Origin of the sequence: Streptomyces purpurogeneiscleroticus, from assembly GCF_020024005.1 — a bacterium.
GTDB lineage: Bacteria > Actinomycetota > Actinomycetes > Streptomycetales > Streptomycetaceae > Streptomyces > Streptomyces purpurogeneiscleroticus.
On sequence record NZ_NHSG01000404.1, the window covers coordinates 1 to 16,850 of the forward strand.

At 72.8% G+C, this 16,850-nt stretch carries 13 protein-coding genes and 1 pseudogene; 9 read left to right on the forward strand and 5 right to left on the reverse strand.

The features are described from left to right. Together CCS38_RS29725 and CCS38_RS29730 are read right to left on the reverse strand one after the other, a co-directional pair. The coding region (locus CCS38_RS29725; RefSeq protein WP_223736434.1) for a serine/threonine-protein kinase at positions 1-1,055 on the reverse strand (1,055 nt) is incomplete at its 3' end. 146 nt (positions 1,056-1,201) lie between these two features. Continuing rightward, on the reverse strand, positions 1,202-2,089 hold the full coding sequence (locus CCS38_RS29730) for a phosphatidylinositol-specific phospholipase C (RefSeq protein WP_223736435.1): 888 nt from the start codon (positions 2,087-2,089) through the stop codon (positions 1,202-1,204). A gap of 21 nt (positions 2,090-2,110) precedes the next feature. Here CCS38_RS29730 and CCS38_RS29735 point away from each other — a divergent pair, with 21 nt between their 5' ends. Beyond that, positions 2,111-2,830, forward strand: a complete 720-nt coding sequence (locus CCS38_RS29735) for a DUF4956 domain-containing protein (protein ID WP_223736436.1) — start codon at positions 2,111-2,113, stop codon at positions 2,828-2,830. After that, complete coding sequence (locus CCS38_RS29740; protein ID WP_223736437.1) at positions 2,827-3,633, forward strand: polyphosphate polymerase domain-containing protein; 807 nt, start codon at positions 2,827-2,829, stop codon at positions 3,631-3,633. The genes CCS38_RS29735 and CCS38_RS29740 overlap by 4 nt, the downstream gene beginning before the upstream one ends. Positions 3,634-3,701: 68 nt before the next feature. Here CCS38_RS29740 and CCS38_RS29745 read toward each other — a convergent pair whose 3' ends face one another. Together CCS38_RS29745 and CCS38_RS29750 are read right to left on the reverse strand one after the other, a co-directional pair. After that, positions 3,702-5,123 (reverse strand): sensor histidine kinase, encoded by a 1,422-nt coding sequence (locus CCS38_RS29745; RefSeq protein WP_223736438.1) that lies wholly within the window; start codon positions 5,121-5,123, stop codon positions 3,702-3,704. 140 nt (positions 5,124-5,263) lie between these two features. After that, positions 5,264-5,941 (reverse strand): annotated as a pseudogene (locus tag CCS38_RS29750) (response regulator transcription factor); the annotation flags it as partial. Positions 5,942-6,249: 308 nt separating this feature from the next. Between CCS38_RS29750 and CCS38_RS29755 the strand changes: the two are divergent. The 4 genes from CCS38_RS29755 to CCS38_RS29770 all read left to right on the forward strand — a co-directional run bounded on the left by CCS38_RS29755 (position 6,250) and on the right by CCS38_RS29770 (position 10,097). Next, positions 6,250-6,798 carry a hypothetical protein gene (locus tag CCS38_RS29755; RefSeq protein ID WP_223736440.1) on the forward strand — a complete coding sequence of 183 codons (549 nt, stop codon included), beginning with the start codon at positions 6,250-6,252 and terminating at the stop codon, positions 6,796-6,798. Between the two features lie 279 nt (positions 6,799-7,077). Continuing rightward, positions 7,078-8,436 (forward strand): aspartate aminotransferase family protein, encoded by a 1,359-nt coding sequence (locus CCS38_RS29760; protein WP_223736441.1) that lies wholly within the window; start codon positions 7,078-7,080, stop codon positions 8,434-8,436. Between the two features lie 206 nt (positions 8,437-8,642). Continuing rightward, positions 8,643-9,320, forward strand: a complete 678-nt coding sequence (locus CCS38_RS29765) for a GntR family transcriptional regulator (protein ID WP_223736442.1) — start codon at positions 8,643-8,645, stop codon at positions 9,318-9,320. 126 nt (positions 9,321-9,446) lie between these two features. Next, positions 9,447-10,097, forward strand: a complete 651-nt coding sequence (locus tag CCS38_RS29770; protein WP_223736443.1) for a putative DNA-mimic protein — start codon at positions 9,447-9,449, stop codon at positions 10,095-10,097. A 12-nt stretch (positions 10,098-10,109) separates the two neighbouring features. Here CCS38_RS29770 and CCS38_RS29775 read toward each other — a convergent pair whose 3' ends face one another. Next, positions 10,110-10,874, reverse strand: coding sequence for an SLATT domain-containing protein (locus tag CCS38_RS29775; protein ID WP_223736444.1), 765 nt, complete (start codon positions 10,872-10,874; stop codon positions 10,110-10,112). Between the two features lie 328 nt (positions 10,875-11,202). Between CCS38_RS29775 and purD the strand changes: the two genes are divergently transcribed. From purD to CCS38_RS29795, 3 genes are all read left to right on the forward strand, one after another. Continuing rightward, the gene (gene purD / locus CCS38_RS29780; protein ID WP_223736445.1) at positions 11,203-12,480 is read left to right on the forward strand and encodes a phosphoribosylamine--glycine ligase; all 1,278 of its coding nucleotides are present in this window, start codon (positions 11,203-11,205) and stop codon (positions 12,478-12,480) included. 479 nt (positions 12,481-12,959) lie between these two features. After that, a complete protein-coding gene (locus CCS38_RS29785) occupies positions 12,960-14,888 on the forward strand; it encodes a hypothetical protein (RefSeq protein ID WP_223736456.1) in 1,929 nt (642 codons plus the stop codon). A 354-nt stretch (positions 14,889-15,242) separates the two neighbouring features. Beyond that, positions 15,243-16,721: a N,N-dimethylformamidase beta subunit family domain-containing protein gene (locus CCS38_RS29795; RefSeq protein WP_223736446.1), complete on the forward strand. Its 1,479-nt coding sequence runs from the start codon at positions 15,243-15,245 to the stop codon at positions 16,719-16,721. Positions 16,722-16,850: the final 129 nt, after the last annotated feature.

Genomic DNA, 16,850 nt, shown 5'->3' on the forward strand with positions numbered 1-16,850 from the left:
CTGCCGGAACCGGTACTCGCTTCCGGTCCGGAGCCCGTACTGGCTCCCGGTCCGTGCCCCGGCCCTGGTCCCGGCCCCACAGGCAGGACCGTGGTGGGCGGTTCCGCGTGCCCCGGACGCGCCCGCTGCCCCGAGGGCGGCGTGTCCGTGTCCAGCAGCTGTACGGCGTGCTGCCCCAGCCGGGCGATGAGCTCGGCCGGCAGCCAGGGCGCGGCCGCTTCGCCGCTGCTCACCGGCCCGATCACGGAGATGAGCTCTTCCGGGGCCGGCCGCTCCGCCGCGCTCTTCGAGAGGCAGCCGCCGATCAGCTCCCGCAAGGACTCCGGTACGCCGTCCAGGTCGGGGTCGGACTCGGCGACGCGGAACATCACGGAGTGCACACCCGAGACGAGCGATCCGAAGGGCATCCGCCCGGAGGCCGCGTACGCGAGCACCGAGCCCAGGCAGAAGACGTCGCTGGCCGGCGTGATCCGCTCGCCGCGCACCTGCTCGGGCGACATGAAGCTCGGCGAGCCGACGACCATGCCCGCCTGGGTCTGGGTCTGCTCGCTCACCGCGTCCAGCGCCCGCGCGATGCCGAAGTCGATCACGCGCGGGCCGTCGATGGTCAGCAGGACGTTGGACGGCTTGAGGTCGCGGTGCACCAGGCCGACACCGTGGATGTCGAGCAGCGCGCTGGACAGGCCGTAGGCGAGCCGCTTGACCGAGTACTCCGGAAGCGGCCCGTACGTGCCCTCCACGACCTCGCTCAGCGACGGGCCCGCGATGTACCCGGTGGCCACCCACGGCACCTGCGCCTCGGTGTCGGCGTCCAGTACGGGCGCGGTCCACCGGCCGCCCACCCGGCGCGCCGCCGCGACCTCGGCCCGGAACCGGTCCCGGAACTCCTGCTCGGCCGCCAGCTCGACCTTGACCAGCTTCACGGCCACGGTCCGCCCGCCTTCGGAACGCGCGAGGTAGACCCGCCCCATGCCGCCGGTGCCCAGCCGGCCGAGCAGGCGGTAGTCGCCGATCGTCCTCGGATCCTCGGCGGTCAGTCCCTTGAGGCCGTCCATGCGCGGCACCCTCCCCGTTCCCTCTGCCGTTGCCGACGCGTCTCGTGCCGTTCCGGCATCGTCAGCCGAGCGTAGGCCGCGGGGGATCGTACGGTGGCAGCCGGGGCGTCACGAGGCGGGAACGATCGGTCCGGCGGGTTCGTCTGTCAGGCAGTCGCACTCACGGGGAAATTGCGGGCGATGAGCAATTCGGTGGCAGGGGCGTGGAATTCGGGGAAGTCCATGACCACGACCCCGAGGTGGACACCGGGCTGCGGGTGGCCTTCGAGGTGGTCCAGGACGGTCGGCATGACCGCGTCGGCGAGGTGCTTGGGCCAGCGGAAGCCGTTGGCGGCGTCCGGAGCGAGGCTGGCGAAGTTGAGGTAGAGCCGGCCGGAGTCCTGATGAGCCGTCGCGGCGTCGAAGTGCCGCAGGATGTCCTGCCGTTTGATGTCGACGGACGTCGCGTAGTGGTCCTGCAGCTCGAACCACTCGTTGGAGAAGGTGCCGTTGTCGCCCGCGGGCCAGGCCGGTGCGCGCAGTCCGGAGGCGAACTGCGTGATGAGGACGACCTTGCCGCGCGCCGCGCCGAGCGCCGGAAGGGCGGGCTCGATGAGGAAGAGATCCCCGTAGCCCTTGGGCCCCAGGTATTCGCCGAATTTGGCACTGAGCTGCGCATCGGTCAGCCCGTGCTCGTTCTTGACGCGCATCAGCACGGTTTCGCCCGGGGAGGCCCGCAGGAAGTCGCGGCACTGATCGAGGACGGTGTTGAAGGTGATGTCCTGGTAGTACGACGCGTGGTAGATGCCGAGTTCGTCGGGCACGTCCGAGGGCGGCGCTCCGCAGCGGATGTCGAAGAACCGGATTCCGCGCCGCAGTTGCTCCGGGATGCCCATGTTCTGGGTGTGCGACCACTCCGTGCCGTTCATCGGGTCGGTGGCACAGGTGTCGTGCGTACCGGGAATGGTCAGCCGGGCCAGCGGGGTGCCGTCGGGCAGCGCGGCACGCCAGGGGAGCGAACCGCAGGAAGCGTGGCCACCGGGCAGGTCGGCCACCGTGACCGGACAGGGAAAGCAATGATCACTTTCGGACAGCTGGCCGCCCATCTGGGGCTCGACCTGGCCGCGGTGTGCGCGCTGACATTCGCCGTCTACTACCCGCGGCACCGGCGCCGGGACCTCGTGCCCGCCTACCTCGCGCTCAACGTCGCCCTCTTCTCGGTCGTCGCGGCGCTCGCGAGAGTCAACGGGAGCGGCGGTACGGCGCTGGCCTTCGGCCTGTTCGGCGTGCTCTCGATCATCCGGCTGCGGTCGGATTCCATCCAGCACGAGGAGGTGGCGTACTACTTCACCACCCTCGTTCTGGGCCTGCTGTGCGGGCTGCCGCAGCTGGAGCTGGGCTTCGCCGCGCTCTTCGCCGTGCTGCTGCTCTTCGTCATCTGGTGCGCCGACCACCCCAAACTGCTCACCCGCAGCCGGCGCACGGTCGTCACGCTCGACACCGTGCACGCGGATCCGGCCGCCCTCCGCGCCGATCTGGCCCGCCGGGTGGGCGAGCCGCTCGACTGGACCGTCAAGCAGGTGGACTTCGTCCGGGACGTGACGGTCGTGGACGTCCGCTACCGCGAGATGGAACGTTCCGTCGTCGCCGCTCGTACGCCTCACGAGACATCCCACAGGACGTCCCACAGCACTTCCCACAAGGCGTTCGTGGACACCACCGAACCGCGCCGCGCCGACCGCACCACCGACCTCCCCTCCGGACGTACCGCCGACGCCTCGAAGGAGACCGTGTGAACCCCGCCGTACGTGCCATCGGGCGCGCCGCACTGGCCGCGCATCCCATCACCCTCGCCGAGGTGCAGGCCCGCGCCGAGCTGCTGGCCCGCCACGACAACAGCTACCTCGTACCGATCGAGATCTTCGCCGAGTTCGCGGCCCGGCTGACCGACCCGAAGCGCCCCGGCGGACCGTTCAAGTCCCTGTGCATCAACGGCCGCCGCTGGTTCCGGTACAAATCGGTGTACTACGACACGCCCGACCTGCGTGCCTTCCACGACCACCGGCAGGGGCGGCGGCTCCGCTACAAGATCCGGGAGCGGCTGTACGAGGACACCGGCGAGCGCCAGTTCGAGATCAAGCTCAAGAGCGGGCGCGGGGAGACCGTGAAATTCCGGCAGCCGATGCTGCCCGGCGACACCGCGCTGGACCGGGCCCCGCGCGACTTCCTCGCCTCCGTCCTGCGCCGTACGTACGACATGGCGGCCCCCACGGACCTCGCCACCTCGCTCGTCACCGACTACCAGCGCGCGACCTTCGTGGCGGACGGCCAGCGCATCACCTGCGACGCGGGCATGGTCTGCCGCGATCCGCGTACCGGGCGCTCGGTCCGTGCCGACGCGGGTCTGGTGCTCGTCGAGTCCAAGACGGACGGACATCTGACCGAGGCCGACCGTCTGCTGCACGGTTACGGCGTCCGCCCGGCCGAATTCACCAAGTACTGCGGCGCGCTCTCGGCCCTCCGTCCCGACCTCACCGCGAACACCTGGCGCCGCGCCACCCGGCGGGTCTTCACGCCGACCGAGCCGTACGCGGCCTGAGGGGGCGGCGGAACGGCCGTCGGGCCGCCGGCGCCGCGCACTGGCGGCGTGCACCACCCCGTACCCGGCTACGCCGATGGCCCCCCGAGATGCGCCTCCACGCGGGCGCCCCGGCCGGCACCCGGGGTGTCGTCCGCGCCGCTCGTCCGCCGCGCGGCGGTCAGCTCCGTGCGGCCGCCGGACTCCTCCGCGACACGGCGGACGATGTCCAGGCCGAGACCGGTGGAGCCACCGCCGCTCTTGCCCCGCTGCGGGACGTGCCCTTCCGGGAAGCCTGGCCCGTCGTCCTCCATGACCAGCAGCCCGCCGCCGCGGTCGGCCCCGTCCGCGGTACTGCCCCCGGGCTCCTGCCCGGCCGCGGCCGATACGGACAGGCGCATGCCCACGCCCTCCGGCGTGTGGTCGAAGACGTTGCCGATGAGGGCGTCGACCGCCGCTGCCAGCTCCGCCTCGTCCGCCCGTACGTACACCGGCGCATCAGGGGCGTGAAAGTCCAGCGTGCGCCCCTGGTCCTCGGCCAACGGACGCCAGAAGTCCGCCCGTTCGTGGGCCACCGCGGCCAGATCGGCCGACGGTTCACCGGCCCCGCCACAGGACGGACCGCCCGCGCCGGTGAGCCCCGTGGCGTCCCGCAGTGGCTTGCGCGCCGTACGGATGACCTCGTCCACGCTGCGCTCCAGCGCCGCCACGTCCGCCGCGATCCGCTCCGCCTCGGCCGGGTCGCGCAGCCCCTCCGCATCGAGGCGGAGCGCAGCGACCGGGGTGCGGAGGCGGTGCGCGAGATCCGCCGCGTTCTCCCGTTCGGCGGTGAGGAACCCCTCGATACGGCCGGCGAGGTGGTTCAGCTGGCCGGCCACCAGACGCAGCTCCGGTGGTCCGTCCGGCTCGGCGCGTGCGGTCAGGTCGCCGGCCGCCAGCCGGTCGGCGACCTTCGCGAGCCGCTGTGTCGAGCCGACCAGGCGCGCGCCCAGCCGGTCGGCGACCAGCAGGCCGAGGAGGACCAGCCCGGCGCCGAGCCCGGCGAACGCCAGCCATGACGGGAGGGTCCCCGCGTACAGCTGCGCGTCCGTCAGCGCGACATGGACGACGGCGGTGCCGCCCGAGGTGCCTTGTACGGGGACCAGCACGGTCTGGCCGCCCTCTGGGGGCGCGTACGCGAACGCACGCCCGTAACGCGCCAGGCGCACGGCGTCTGTGACATGCGCCGGCGGGCCCAGCACGGTCCCGTCGGCGAGGATCACCGAGGTACGGGGGAGATCCGGGCCGTTGGCGGCCGTCACGAGCGACGCGGCCGTGGCCCGGCTGCCCCCGGGGCCGGGGTGCGCCAGTGCGGTACCGATGCCCGCGGCCAGCGACTGGGCGCGGGCGGTGGCGTCCGCGGTGGCCCGGTCCGCGGCGTGACTACGGGTGAGCAGGGCGAGCGGCACCAGAAGCGTGGCGAGCACGAGGGCGGTGGTCACGGCCGTGACCAGGAGAATCCGGAGACGCATCAGAACTACTCCGGAATCCGCGGACCACTGGCCCCGCCGGCCCGATCAGCAACCTGAGACCCACCGGCATTCTGGGACTCACCGGCACGGGCACCACCGGCATCACTCGTGCCGCCTTCGTCCTCGGCGGTGCCCTCCTCCTCCGGGGCGGCGAGCTTCACGCCCACGGTGCGGACTGTATGGAGATACCGGGGCTTCTGGGCCGTCTCGCCGAGTTTGCGGCGCAGCCAGGACAGATGGACGTCCACGGTCTTGTCCGCGCCGCCGAGCGGCTGCTGCCACACCTCGGCGAGCAGTTCCCGGCGCGAGACCACCTGGCCGGCGCGGCGGGCGAGGTACAGCAGCAGGTCGAACTCGCGGGGCGTGAGATCCAGCGGCGCGCCGTCCAGCACGACCTCGCGCGCCGCCGAGTCCAGGACCAGCCCGCCCACCCGGAGCGGCGCCTCCGGCTCCGCGGTGCCCAGCCGGCGCAGTACGGCCTTGATCCGCGCGTCGAGCTGCGCGGCGCCGAACGGCTTGACGATGTAGTCGTCCGCCCCGTCGTCGAGCACCGCGACCATGTCGCCCTCTTCGTCGCGCGCGGTGGCGACGATGATCGGTACGTCGCTGACCGCCCGCAGCATCCGCAGGACCTGCGCGCCGTCCACGTCGGGCAGGCCGAGGTCCAGGACGACGAGGTCGGGGCGGTCGGTCACGGCAGCGTCGAGGCCGGACATCCCGGTCGCGGCGGTGGCCACGGCATGGCCGCGGTCACGCAGCGCCCGCACGAGCGCACTGCGCAGCTGGGGGTCGTCCTCGACGACGAGCAGGTGGGACATGTCGCCACGGTAACCAGCAATGATTCCTTCCGGGTGGGTTGGCCGGAGGCTTTGGGACCGCTTTAACCGGACGTTAGGGAACGGTGCGGGAGTCTGGATCGTGCCTGGTCCGCGCCCCCTCGCCGTGGCGCGGAAGCCGCGGACGAGGCGCTGTGGACAACCGGCTCACCCGATCGAGGCCGGTGATCGCGGCGGGCCGTGACATCCGGCCTGTGGAAAACCGACGTGGGCCGGATCGAGCGGGCAGAGTGAGAAAAGACCGAGGCCGGGACGGGGCATCGATGAGGCAGGGAAAGGAGGGGCGCGCGATGAAGTGGCGAGCTGCGGTGGTGACCGCCGTATGGGTCTGCGCGTTCGCGGGAGCGGGCGGGCTGGGCGCGTGGTCGCTGGCCCATACCGACATGGGGGTGCGGAACAGCCGGGCCGAGCCGCTCGACGACGACGGGGTGCGGCAGAAGCTCGCGGCCGCGCGTACGTCCGCGCAGCCTTCCGGCTCCTCGGACCCGGGCAGCGGTGCCTCCGAGTCCGGCGCCCCTGATTCCAGCGGGTCCGGCACGCCCTCCGACGGCGCCACGCCGTCCGCAGCGCGGGTGGGGACCGTGAATGTCACAGGGGGCAGCGCCACTGCCGAGTGCCGCCCCGACGGCACGGTGTACCTCACGGTGTGGAGCCCGGCGTCGGGCTATCACATGGACTCCGTGAAGCGAGGCCCTTCGGACGTCGCGACGATCGAGTTCGAGCCGCTGGACGACGGCGACGACCGCACGTACGCGGTCCGGTGCGACGACGGCCGCCCCAAGGCCGAGCCCATAGCCGACCACGACATCGACCACGACGATGACGACGATGACGACTGAGCCGGAGCCGACGACCGACGGGTGACGGGTGACAGCGACCGCCCGTACGCGCCCGAAGGCGACCCCCGGGACCGGCGGCTGCCGATCTTGATCTTCACGACTGACGATCGACAACCTGTCAGAGCGCGTGGTGAGTGCCATACACACTGTCGGTACCGACGTGGTCCCGGTGATCCTTAGGCTGAGAGCGTCCGCCGCCCCGCGTTCCCGCGTTCTCGCAGTTCAGCGTTCTCGCGTTCCTGATTTCCTGGCGGCCCAGAGCGATCCGAGGTAGTGACCGTGACCACGACGCAACCAGACCCCGCCGCCGGCGCGGCCGTGAAGGCCGCCGACCGTGCCCACGTCTTCCACTCCTGGTCGGCACAGGGCCTGATAGACCCGCTGCCGATCGCGGGCGCCGAGGGCTCGTACATGTGGGACTACGACGGCAACCGCTACCTCGACTTCACCTCGCAGCTGGTCAACACCAACATCGGCCACCAGCACCCGAAGGTCGTCGCCGCGATCCAGGAGCAGGCCGGCAAGCTCTGCACCCTGGCGCCGGGCTTCGCCGTGGACGTGCGGTCCGAGGCCGCGCGGCTGATCGCCGAGCGCACGCCCGGTGACCTGGACAAGATCTTCTTCACCAACGGCGGCGCCGAGGCGGTGGAGAACGCCGTGCGCATGGCCCGGCTGCACACCGGCCGGTCCAAGGTGCTCTCCACGTACCGCTCGTACCACGGCGCCACCGCCGCCGCGATCAACCTCACCGGTGACCCGCGCCGCTGGCCCTCGGACACCGCGTCGGCCGGCGTGGTGCACTTCTGGGGCCCGTACCTGTACCGCTCGCCGTTCCACGCGGAGAGCGAGCAGCAGGAGTGCGAGCGCGCGCTGCGCCACCTCGAGGACACCATCGCCTACGAGGGCCCGCAGTCGATCGCCGCGATCATCCTGGAGACCATTCCGGGCACCGCCGGCATCATGGTCCCGCCGCCCGGTTACCTCGCCGGCGTCCGCGAGATCTGTGACCGGTACGGCATCGTCTTCATCCTGGACGAGGTCATGGCGGGCTTCGGGCGGACGGGCCGCTGGTTCGCGCTCGACCACTTCGACGTCGTGCCCGACCTGGTGACCTTCGCCAAGGGCGTGAACAGCGGTTATGTGCCGCTGGGCGGCGTCGCGATCTCGGCGGAGATCGCCGCGACCTTCGACCGGCGCCCCTACCCGGGCGGCCTGACGTACTCCGGCCACCCGCTGGCCTGCGCCTCCGCGGTCGCGACGATCAACGCGATGGCGGAGGAGCGGATCGTGGAGAACGCGGCCGAGATCGGCGAGAAGGTCATCGGGCCGGCGCTGCGGGACATCGCCGAGCGCCACCCGTCGGTGGGCGAGGTGCGCGGCATGGGTGTCTTCTGGGCGCTCGAGCTGGTCAAGAACCGTGAGACGCACGAGCCGCTGGTGCCGTACAACGCGTCGGGCGCGGACAACGCCCCGATGGCGAAGTTCGCGGCGGCGTGCAAGGAGCGGGGCCTGTGGCCGTTCCTGAACATGAACCGTACGCACGTCGTCCCGCCGTGCACGATCACCGAGACGGAGGCGAAGGAGGGCCTGGCAGCCCTCGACGAGGCCCTGACCATGGCAGACGCGTACACGGTCTGAGACCGGCGCGTACCGGCCCGATGTCTGCCGGTGCCCCCCGCGCGCGAGGCACCGGCAGGCATCGGTCCCCATCTGCCGTTCACCAGCACAAACCCCCTCCACTCGCCCTTTCGTACCCACTGCCTCATCCGTCTCGTGCGGCGCTCGCCTATCGTGAGGGCGAGGGCCGCGTTCCTGCCGTGCGGTCGCGGAAGGAGACGGACACGATGCCCGCCGGGCCGGTCAGCGGAGTCATCCAGCGCAGCACCCTGCGTCAGCAGATCGCGGACGCGCTGCGCGACGAGGTGCTGGCCGGACGGCTGCCCGCGGGGCGCCAGTTCACCGTCAAGGAGATCGCCGAGCAGTACGGCGTCTCCGCGACCCCCGTACGCGAGGCGCTGCTCGATCTCGCGGCGCAGGGCCTCCTGGACGTGGAGCAGCACCGCGGTTTCTGCGTCCATACGTTCACGGCGGCCGATTACCGCGCCATGGTCGAGGCGCGCACGCTCGTCGTGGAGGGCGTGTTCCGGACGAGCGCGGAGGAGCTGGCCCGCAGCGTCACCTCCGACATGCTCGTCTCCCTCAGGCGCCGCGCCGAGGAGGCGGAGCGTTACGCGCGCTGCGGCGACCTGGACGTACTGATCGGCTACGACCTGCGGTTCTGGCGCGAGTTCGGCAATCTGGTGGGCAACTCGTACATCGCGGATTTCCTGGACCGTATGCGGATACAGGGCTGGGTGTTCGCCGTGCCGATGCTGCGCGACAAGGCCGACCTGCGCGAGCATCTGTGGCAGGGGCACCAGGAGTTGGCGGCGGCGGTCGTCCACCGCGACCTGGTCACCGCGCAGCGTCTGGTGCGCGAGTACAACGCCCACTCCCTCGCCCTCGTGGAGAACCTCGCCTAGCACTACGCTGTCCCGACCATCGGCTTTGTCGATCGCAGTCGATTGTTTGGTCTTCGATCGCCTGGTCCGCCGGAACCGAACCGAACGGAAACCGAACCGAACGGAAACGAACGGAAGCGAGAACTTGTGGCGTGTGACCTCTGGCTGGTCCCCCTGGTCGACGTGCTGTGCCACAGCCCCGACAACCCCTTCTCCGAAGAGCTCGCCGCCTACGACAAAGCGCTGAACGACGCGGGACTGCCGCCCGTGCCGATCTTCAACTACATGCCGGGTCTGTCGGGGGACGTCGCGCCGGTCGCCGGCTTCGACTACGACGCGCTGCACTTCCTGCGCCGCGCGTACCTCCTCCAGGTCTGCGGGCTCGCCGTGTCACCGGTGGACGAACTGGGCAGCGACTACGAGCAGTTGCTGGAGATGTTCGAGAGTACGGCCCAGGAATCGCACCTGGTGTGGCACTACGACCACGCGGGCGCGTACGTACCGGTGGACTTCCCGCACCCGCTCGCCAACGACGAACTGCTCGCAGGCGGCGGGCCGTTGGGGTCCTCGCACGGGCTGCTGCGGGAGCTCGAAGTGGTCGCGCCGGCCATCGGCATCGACCCGGCCAACCCGCCCGCCACGCCGGCACCGCCGGAAGGGCCCACGACGCTGGAGGAGCGGGCGGGGACGACGGGGGCCGACGACAGCCCGTTCGCACGGGAGCGCCATGTGTGGCTCGGGCTGCACGCGGCGGCCACCCGCAGCCTCGGCCAGGGGTCGATGATCGTCTTCAGCTGACCGGGCGCTCCCTCACCGCGGCGGTTCCGGCGGTCGCTGCCGGGGCATGTTCGGGCGGGTGCCCGGGGGGAGCACGATCCGGCCCGCGCGGTCCGGCGCGGTCTCCTGGCGCGGCGGGCCCCAGGGGGCCGGTGCCGGCTGGCTGCTCGTGGGCACCGGGCCGGTACGGAACTGCGTCATCCAGTCGGCGGTCTCGGAGCGTACGAGCTCCGCGATGTCCTCGTGGAAGCGCCGCAGTACGGTCAGGCAGCGCTCGGCCGCTTCGGAGGCGGTGCCCTCCGTCGGACCGAGCACCTCCCGGACGCTCTCCGACGCCCAGTCGAACTGCAGCGCCTCCAGCCGCCGCTGTACGGCCTGCGCGGTGGCCACGTCCCGCATCCAGCCCGCCGTCACGCCGAAGAACCGGTCGCAGCCCACACAGACGGCGGCGAGCAGCAGCGCCAGATAGCCGTACTCCGCGCCGCGGTCCAGGGCGCCGCTGACGCCCAGCAGGGGCAGCAGCGCCCCCGCCGAGGCACCGGCGGCGGCGCCGGCCCGCAGTATCCGTGCGGTGCGCCGCTTGGCGACGCGGTCCGCGAGATACCAGTCGATGACGTGCAGCGCGCCGGTTTCGGCCCATTGGTACAGCTCGTCCAGGCGCTCGGCCGGCTCTCCCCAGTCACCGAGCGGAAAGGCACGGCCGGCTAGATCACCGCGATCCCGCCCTTGTGCGTCCTCGCCATCAGCCCGAGGAGGCCCCTCGGGCGGCCTCTCGGGCTGCATCTCCGGCTGGCTCACCCGTGCACTCCCTGTTGAAGATACGTGCGGTGCGCGCGATGCGAATGAGTCGGCCGTGGCGCGCAGACACCCTTCCTACCGCCGAACGGCTGGCGTTGCCGCCAGAATCCAGCTATTTCCGCCCGGAAGTGGCGCGGGATCAGGTATAGGCCAGTTCCCGCCCTCACTCGAAAGAGTTGCTACACCTCATGACTCCCACCTAGGTACACAGGTTGGCGGAACCGCTGGGACGTTTTCGCGTCGTTCAGCCGCTGGTACATCCTTCTCGGCGCCGGCCGCCGCAGGGGCGCCACCGCGTGCCGCCCCCCAGGGCGACTAGGCTGCTCCTGTGAAGGTCCTCGTCATCGGCGGCGGCGCCCGCGAACATGCCCTGTGCCGCTCTCTGTCCCTCGACCCCGACGTCACCGCGCTGCACTGCGCTCCCGGCAACGCCGGCATCGCCGAGGTGGCCGAGCTCCACCCGGTGGACGCCCTCGACGGCGCGGCCGTGGCCGAGCTGGCCGTGAGCCTGCGGGCGGAGCTGGTCGTCGTCGGCCCGGAGGCGCCGCTGGTGGCCGGTGTCGCCGACGCCGTGCGCGCCCGCGGCATCCCGGTCTTCGGCCCCTCGGCGGAGGCCGCGCAGCTGGAGGGCTCCAAGGCGTTCGCCAAGGACGTCATGGCGGCCGCCGGCGTGCCGACCGCCCGCAGCTACGTGTGCACCACCCCCGCCGAGATCGACGAGGCCCTGGACGCGTTCGGTGCCCCGTACGTGGTCAAGGACGACGGTCTCGCGGCCGGCAAGGGCGTCGTCGTGACGGACGACGTCGAGACGGCCCGGGCGCACGCCCTGGCCTGCGACCGCGTGGTGATCGAGGAGTTCCTCGACGGCCCCGAGGTCTCGCTCTTCGCGATCACCGACGGCGAGACCGTCGTGCCGCTCCAGCCCGCCCAGGACTTCAAGCGCGCGCTCGACGGCGACGCGGGCCCGAACACCGGCGGCATGGGTGCGTACAGCCCGCTGCCGTGGGCCGACCCGAAGCTGGTCGACGAGGTCGTGCAGTCCGTGCTGCAGCCGACCGTGGACGAGCTGCGGCGCCGCGGGACGCCGTTCTCCGGGCTGCTGTACGCGGGCCTGGCGATCACCTCGCGCGGCGTCCGCGTGATCGAGTTCAACGCGCGCTTCGGCGACCCGGAGACCCAGGTCGTACTCGCCCGCCTGAAGACCCCGCTCGCGGGCCTGCTGATGGCCTCGGCCACCGGCAACCTCGCCGCCCTCCCGCCGCTGCGCTGGAGCGACGGCGCGGCCGTCACGGTCGTCATCGCCTCGCACAACTATCCGGACGCGCCGCGCACGGGCGACCCGATCACCGGCCTGGACGCGGTGGCCGCGCAGGACGCCCCGGACGCGTACGTCCTGCACGCCGGGACTCGGTACGACGCCGACGGTCAGGTGCTCAGCGCCGGCGGCCGGGTGCTGTCCGTCACCGCCACCGGGAACGACCTGGCCACCGCCAGGGACCGTGCCTACGCCGCCGTCGGCCGGATCTCCCTGGAGGGGTCCCACCACCGGACGGACATCGCCGCCAAGGCCGCCGCGGACGCCGGGACCGCGGAGCAGGCCGGCTGAGCGTCGTACTGCCCCCGGGCCCGCCTCCGTCGAGAGGCCGGCCCCCTGCTTGAGGAACCGGCCGCTCGGCGTGGCCGGTTCCTTGCTTTACCCAAAGCCATTCCATCGAGTGACCAAACCGGTTAACGGCTGACGTGCGACGGTGCCCCAACTAGGGTTCCGCGCAAGCGTCCAGTGGTGCCCGTTCCGGTGGCCTTTCCGGTTCCCGGGCCGGCTGCCCCGAGACGTCCGGCAAGTGGCTCACCGGCATTGCGATGTCAGTGGCCGGTGCCAGAGTGGTGGGGAGTGAGCAGCGCGCCGACGGCCGCAAGCGGCCGAGGGCGCATTGCCCGGTCTCTTCCGTCCCGTCTCTCCGTCCCGTTCAAGCAGGACAGCAGGGGGTGTACAGGCTCGTGGCAGGTCCGGAGGCAGGCGAACAAGCAGCGCGCGCCCGGGCGCTCGCGGTGCTGCGGATCCGCGGCGCGGCGCTGGGCGCGGCCATGCTGCCGGCCGCGCTGGCCGTGGTGCTCTTCGCCGGGGCAGCGACCGGCGGGCTCGGCTCCTGGGATTCCGGGGGCTGGGCCCTCGCCCGCTGGATCGTGGCGGGGTTCGCGGTGGTGGCGCTGCTGCTGGCGGCGCTGGTCGCCGCGGTGGTCGCCCGGGCCAGGCCCGCGCTCAGTCCCACCGTCCCGGTCGCCGAGGAGTCCGCGCCCGATCTGTACCGGCTGGTGCGCGATCTCGCCGACCGGCTGGAGGTCCCCGCGCCCTCCGCGATAGCGCTCACTCCGGACTGCGACAGCTGGCTGGAGGACCGTACGCACCGGGCGCACTCACCGCCCGGCGGCGGCCCGGCGTCCGGCCGCGCCGCGGCCGAGTCCCGGGGCGCCGCGGCCGAGGCGGGCCGGCAGGCGCCGGCGCCCGTCCTGGTCATCGGCTCCCCGTTCCTGTGGTGGATGCGGGTCGCCGAGCTGCGCGCCCTGCTGGCCCCGGTCGTCGCCGGTACGGGCCCCTCGGCGCACCCCGACATAGCGGCAGCGCGCCGCTTCGTCCGCGGCCTGGACGCCGCCGTGGCGGTCGCCGCCCGCGCCCGGGGCACGCTGCGCGGAATACCACTGCGCTTCGTGGGCCGGGTGGCACGGCTGCTGCTGCGCGGCTGCGGCGAGCACGCCGCGCAGATGGAGCGCGGCGTCGCGGCCGCGGCCTCCGAGCGCGCCCAGGGCGTGGACTACGGCCTGCGGATCGTCGCGCAGGAGCAGGTGGGCCTGGCGTACGCGGGCTGGGACCGGCTGCTGACCCGGGTCGCGCTGCCGGCCTGGCGGATGGGCCGCTGGCCCGCCCGGCTGGACGCCGGCGTGGTCTCCGCGCTCACCGAGCTCTCCCGCCGCGACCGCCTCGCCGAGGGCTTCACCTCGCGGCTGGGCGAGCGCCCGGCCTGTGACCTGCTGGAGGAGCCCGGCGCCATCGACCGCGCCGCCTCCCTGCTGGCCGCCCGGCTCTTCCATGGCGGTCCCGCCGAGAGCGGCCCCGACTGGTCGCCGGTGGCCTGGGACCGCTATCCGGAGGAGGTCGTCGACCGCAAGTGGCGGCTGGAGGCCGCCCGCCTGCACCGCGTACTGGACGACCTCCCCGCGCTCGCGCTCCCGGGCAGTACGGACGGGAGTGACGGAGCGGCACGGCCGGACCGGCCGGGACGGCCGGAGGCACCGCCGGCCACGGCAGACCCCATGGACAGGTCGGAACCGGTGGACAGGCCGGACCCCGTGGCCAGCCCGGAGCCGGTGAGCACGAGGGAGCCGGTGGGCGTGCAGGAGTCCGCGAGCACCACGGAGCCCATGGGCGAGCGCCTCGCCGGCCGGGTCCGGCTGGCCGGTGCGGTCCCTCCAGGCCCCGGTGACGTGCCGCCCGGGGCCGATGCCGTGCCCCCCAGGAGCGGTGCCGACTCCGCCGTCGCCGGGCCCACGCTGGCGCGGATCATCGAGCGGCTGGCGGGGGGCTCCGGGGCGAGCGACCGGATCGCCGCGCGTCTGGTGACCGAGCTGGAGCGGGAGGAGCGGGCCACCGCCGACCGCCGGGCCGCCGCCCGCACGGCCGGTCCCGAGGCCGCCGGGACGACGGCCCCCGGTGTGCCGTGGGGCGACGGACTGGTCGACGGCGGCGTCCCGCTGTTCCCGCTGCAAGCGCCCCGCACGGGCCGCGAGCTGCTCGCCGACCACGTCACGGCGATGGTCTGCTGCGCCGCCGTGGACACCGCGGGTGCCGCTCCGGGGCTGGACTGGCTGGACGGGCCCGCGCTGCTGGTCGGCGGGGCCCGCCGGACCGACGTGGGCCACGTGGTCCGCGGCCTCGTGGACGACGGCGACGCCGGGCCGCTCCGTGACTGGCTCGGTGAGCTGGGCGTACGCCCCGACAAGCCCGTGCGTCTCGTCTGACGACGGGCCCCGCTTCCGCCCGCCCGGGACACGACGTCCGGACCGTCGTCTCCCGGCCACTGCCCTCTCACCGGGGGAGTGGCCCTGTGCGTCCGCACGCCGCCACGGTGCGCGCAGCTCACGCCCGTTCGGCTCCGCCGGATCGGACGCCCAATCTGTCCGGTAACCCCGGCTGGGTGTTCTGCCCCAGTTCACCTTTCGGCCGTTTCCGCCCGTAAATTCACGACGAAGGGTGACGGTCCAAGTGCGTAATGTGATGTGCTGGGGGTACTCGCCGCTTCTCGTACGAACGAACTCGCGGATCAGGAGCCCGACGGCGTACCGACCGCTGGGGCGAGGGAGGGGAGTGGGAGTGTGGGCACACAGCAGATCCGGCGCTGGGAGTCCGGGGCGCTCGCGCATGCCGTGACGGACCCGTTCGGCCAGGGACCGCTTCCTTGGCTGCGCGGCAGCGAGAACTACTTCGACTCCGGCCGGGTCGTCCCCTGGTACGTCGATCCGGTCCTCACCCATGGAGAGGCGACCGTCCCGCTGCCCCGCTCCTGCGCGGGCCCACGCACCGCCGACGACGTGCACCGCCAGATCAAGGGCTTCGCCGCGACCGGCGCTGTGGCCCCCGGCGAGGCCATCGACTTCCGGATCACCGTCGACCCGCCGCAGCCGTTCAGCATCGACGTCTACCGCATCGGCCACTACGCGGCGGCCGGCGCCTCCAAGATCACTACAAGCCCCCGGCTCTCCGGCATCGTCCAGCCGCCCCCGCTCACCGCCGACCGCACGGTCTCCTGCCACCACTGGTGGCTCTCCTGGCGGCTGCAGATCCCCGAGTACTGGAACGTCGGCGCGTACGTCGCCGTGCTGACCACCGAGGACGGCTACCGCAGCCACATCCCCTTCACCGTCCGCGACGACCGCCCCGCCGACCTGCTCCTGCTGCTCCCGGACGTCACGTGGCAGGCGTACAACCTCTATCCCGAGGACGGCCGGACGGGCGCCAGCCTGTACCACGCGTGGGACGAGGACGGCGCGCTGCTGGGCGAGGCGGACGCGGCCGTCACGCTCTCCTTCGACCGCCCGTTCGCGGGCGCGGGCCTGCCGCTGCACGTCGGCCACGCGTACGACTTCATCCGCTGGGCGGAACGGTACGGCTACGACCTCGCCTATGCCGACGCGCGTGACCTGCACGCGGGGCGCGTCGACCCGACGCGCTACCGCGGCCTGGTCTTCCCCGGCCACGACGAGTACTGGTCGGTGCCCATGCGCCGGACCGCCGAGCGTGCCCGTGACACGGGCACGTCGCTGGTCTTCCTCTCCGCCAACACCATGTACTGGCAGGTGGAGATGTCCCCGTCACCCTCGGGCCCGGACTCCCTGCTGACCTGCCGCAAGCGCCAGGGGCCCGGCCGCCCGGCGCTCTGGCGCGAGCTCGGCCATCCCGAACAGCAGTTAATGGGCATCCAGTACGCGGGCCGGGTGCCCGAGCCCGCGCCGCTGGTCGTCCGCAACGGCGAGCACTGGCTGTGGGAGGCCACCGGCGCGCACGAAGGGGACGAGCTGCCGGGGCTGGTCGCCGGGGAGGCCGACCGGTACTTCCCGCGCACGAGCCTGCCCGAGCACGTCAGCAGGGTGCTGCTGGCCCACTCCCCGTACCGTGACGGGGACGGCGTCCGGCGGCACCAGGAGACGTCCCTGTACCGGGCTCCCAGCGGCGCCCTGGTCTTCGCCGCCGGCACCTTCGCCTGGTCGCCGGCGCTGGACCGGCCCGGCCACATCGACGAGAGAATTCAGCGGGCCACTGCCAATCTTCTCGACCGCATCTGCAAACGCGACTGAGACCCGAGGCACGCTGCGCGCCCCGGCGCGCACCGCACCCACACGAGGCGGCGGAGGGCGTGCGGCGCCTGCCGTGCGCCGCATCAGCCCACCCTGAAGCGCTGCCGGGCGCCCGCATGCGCGAGAATC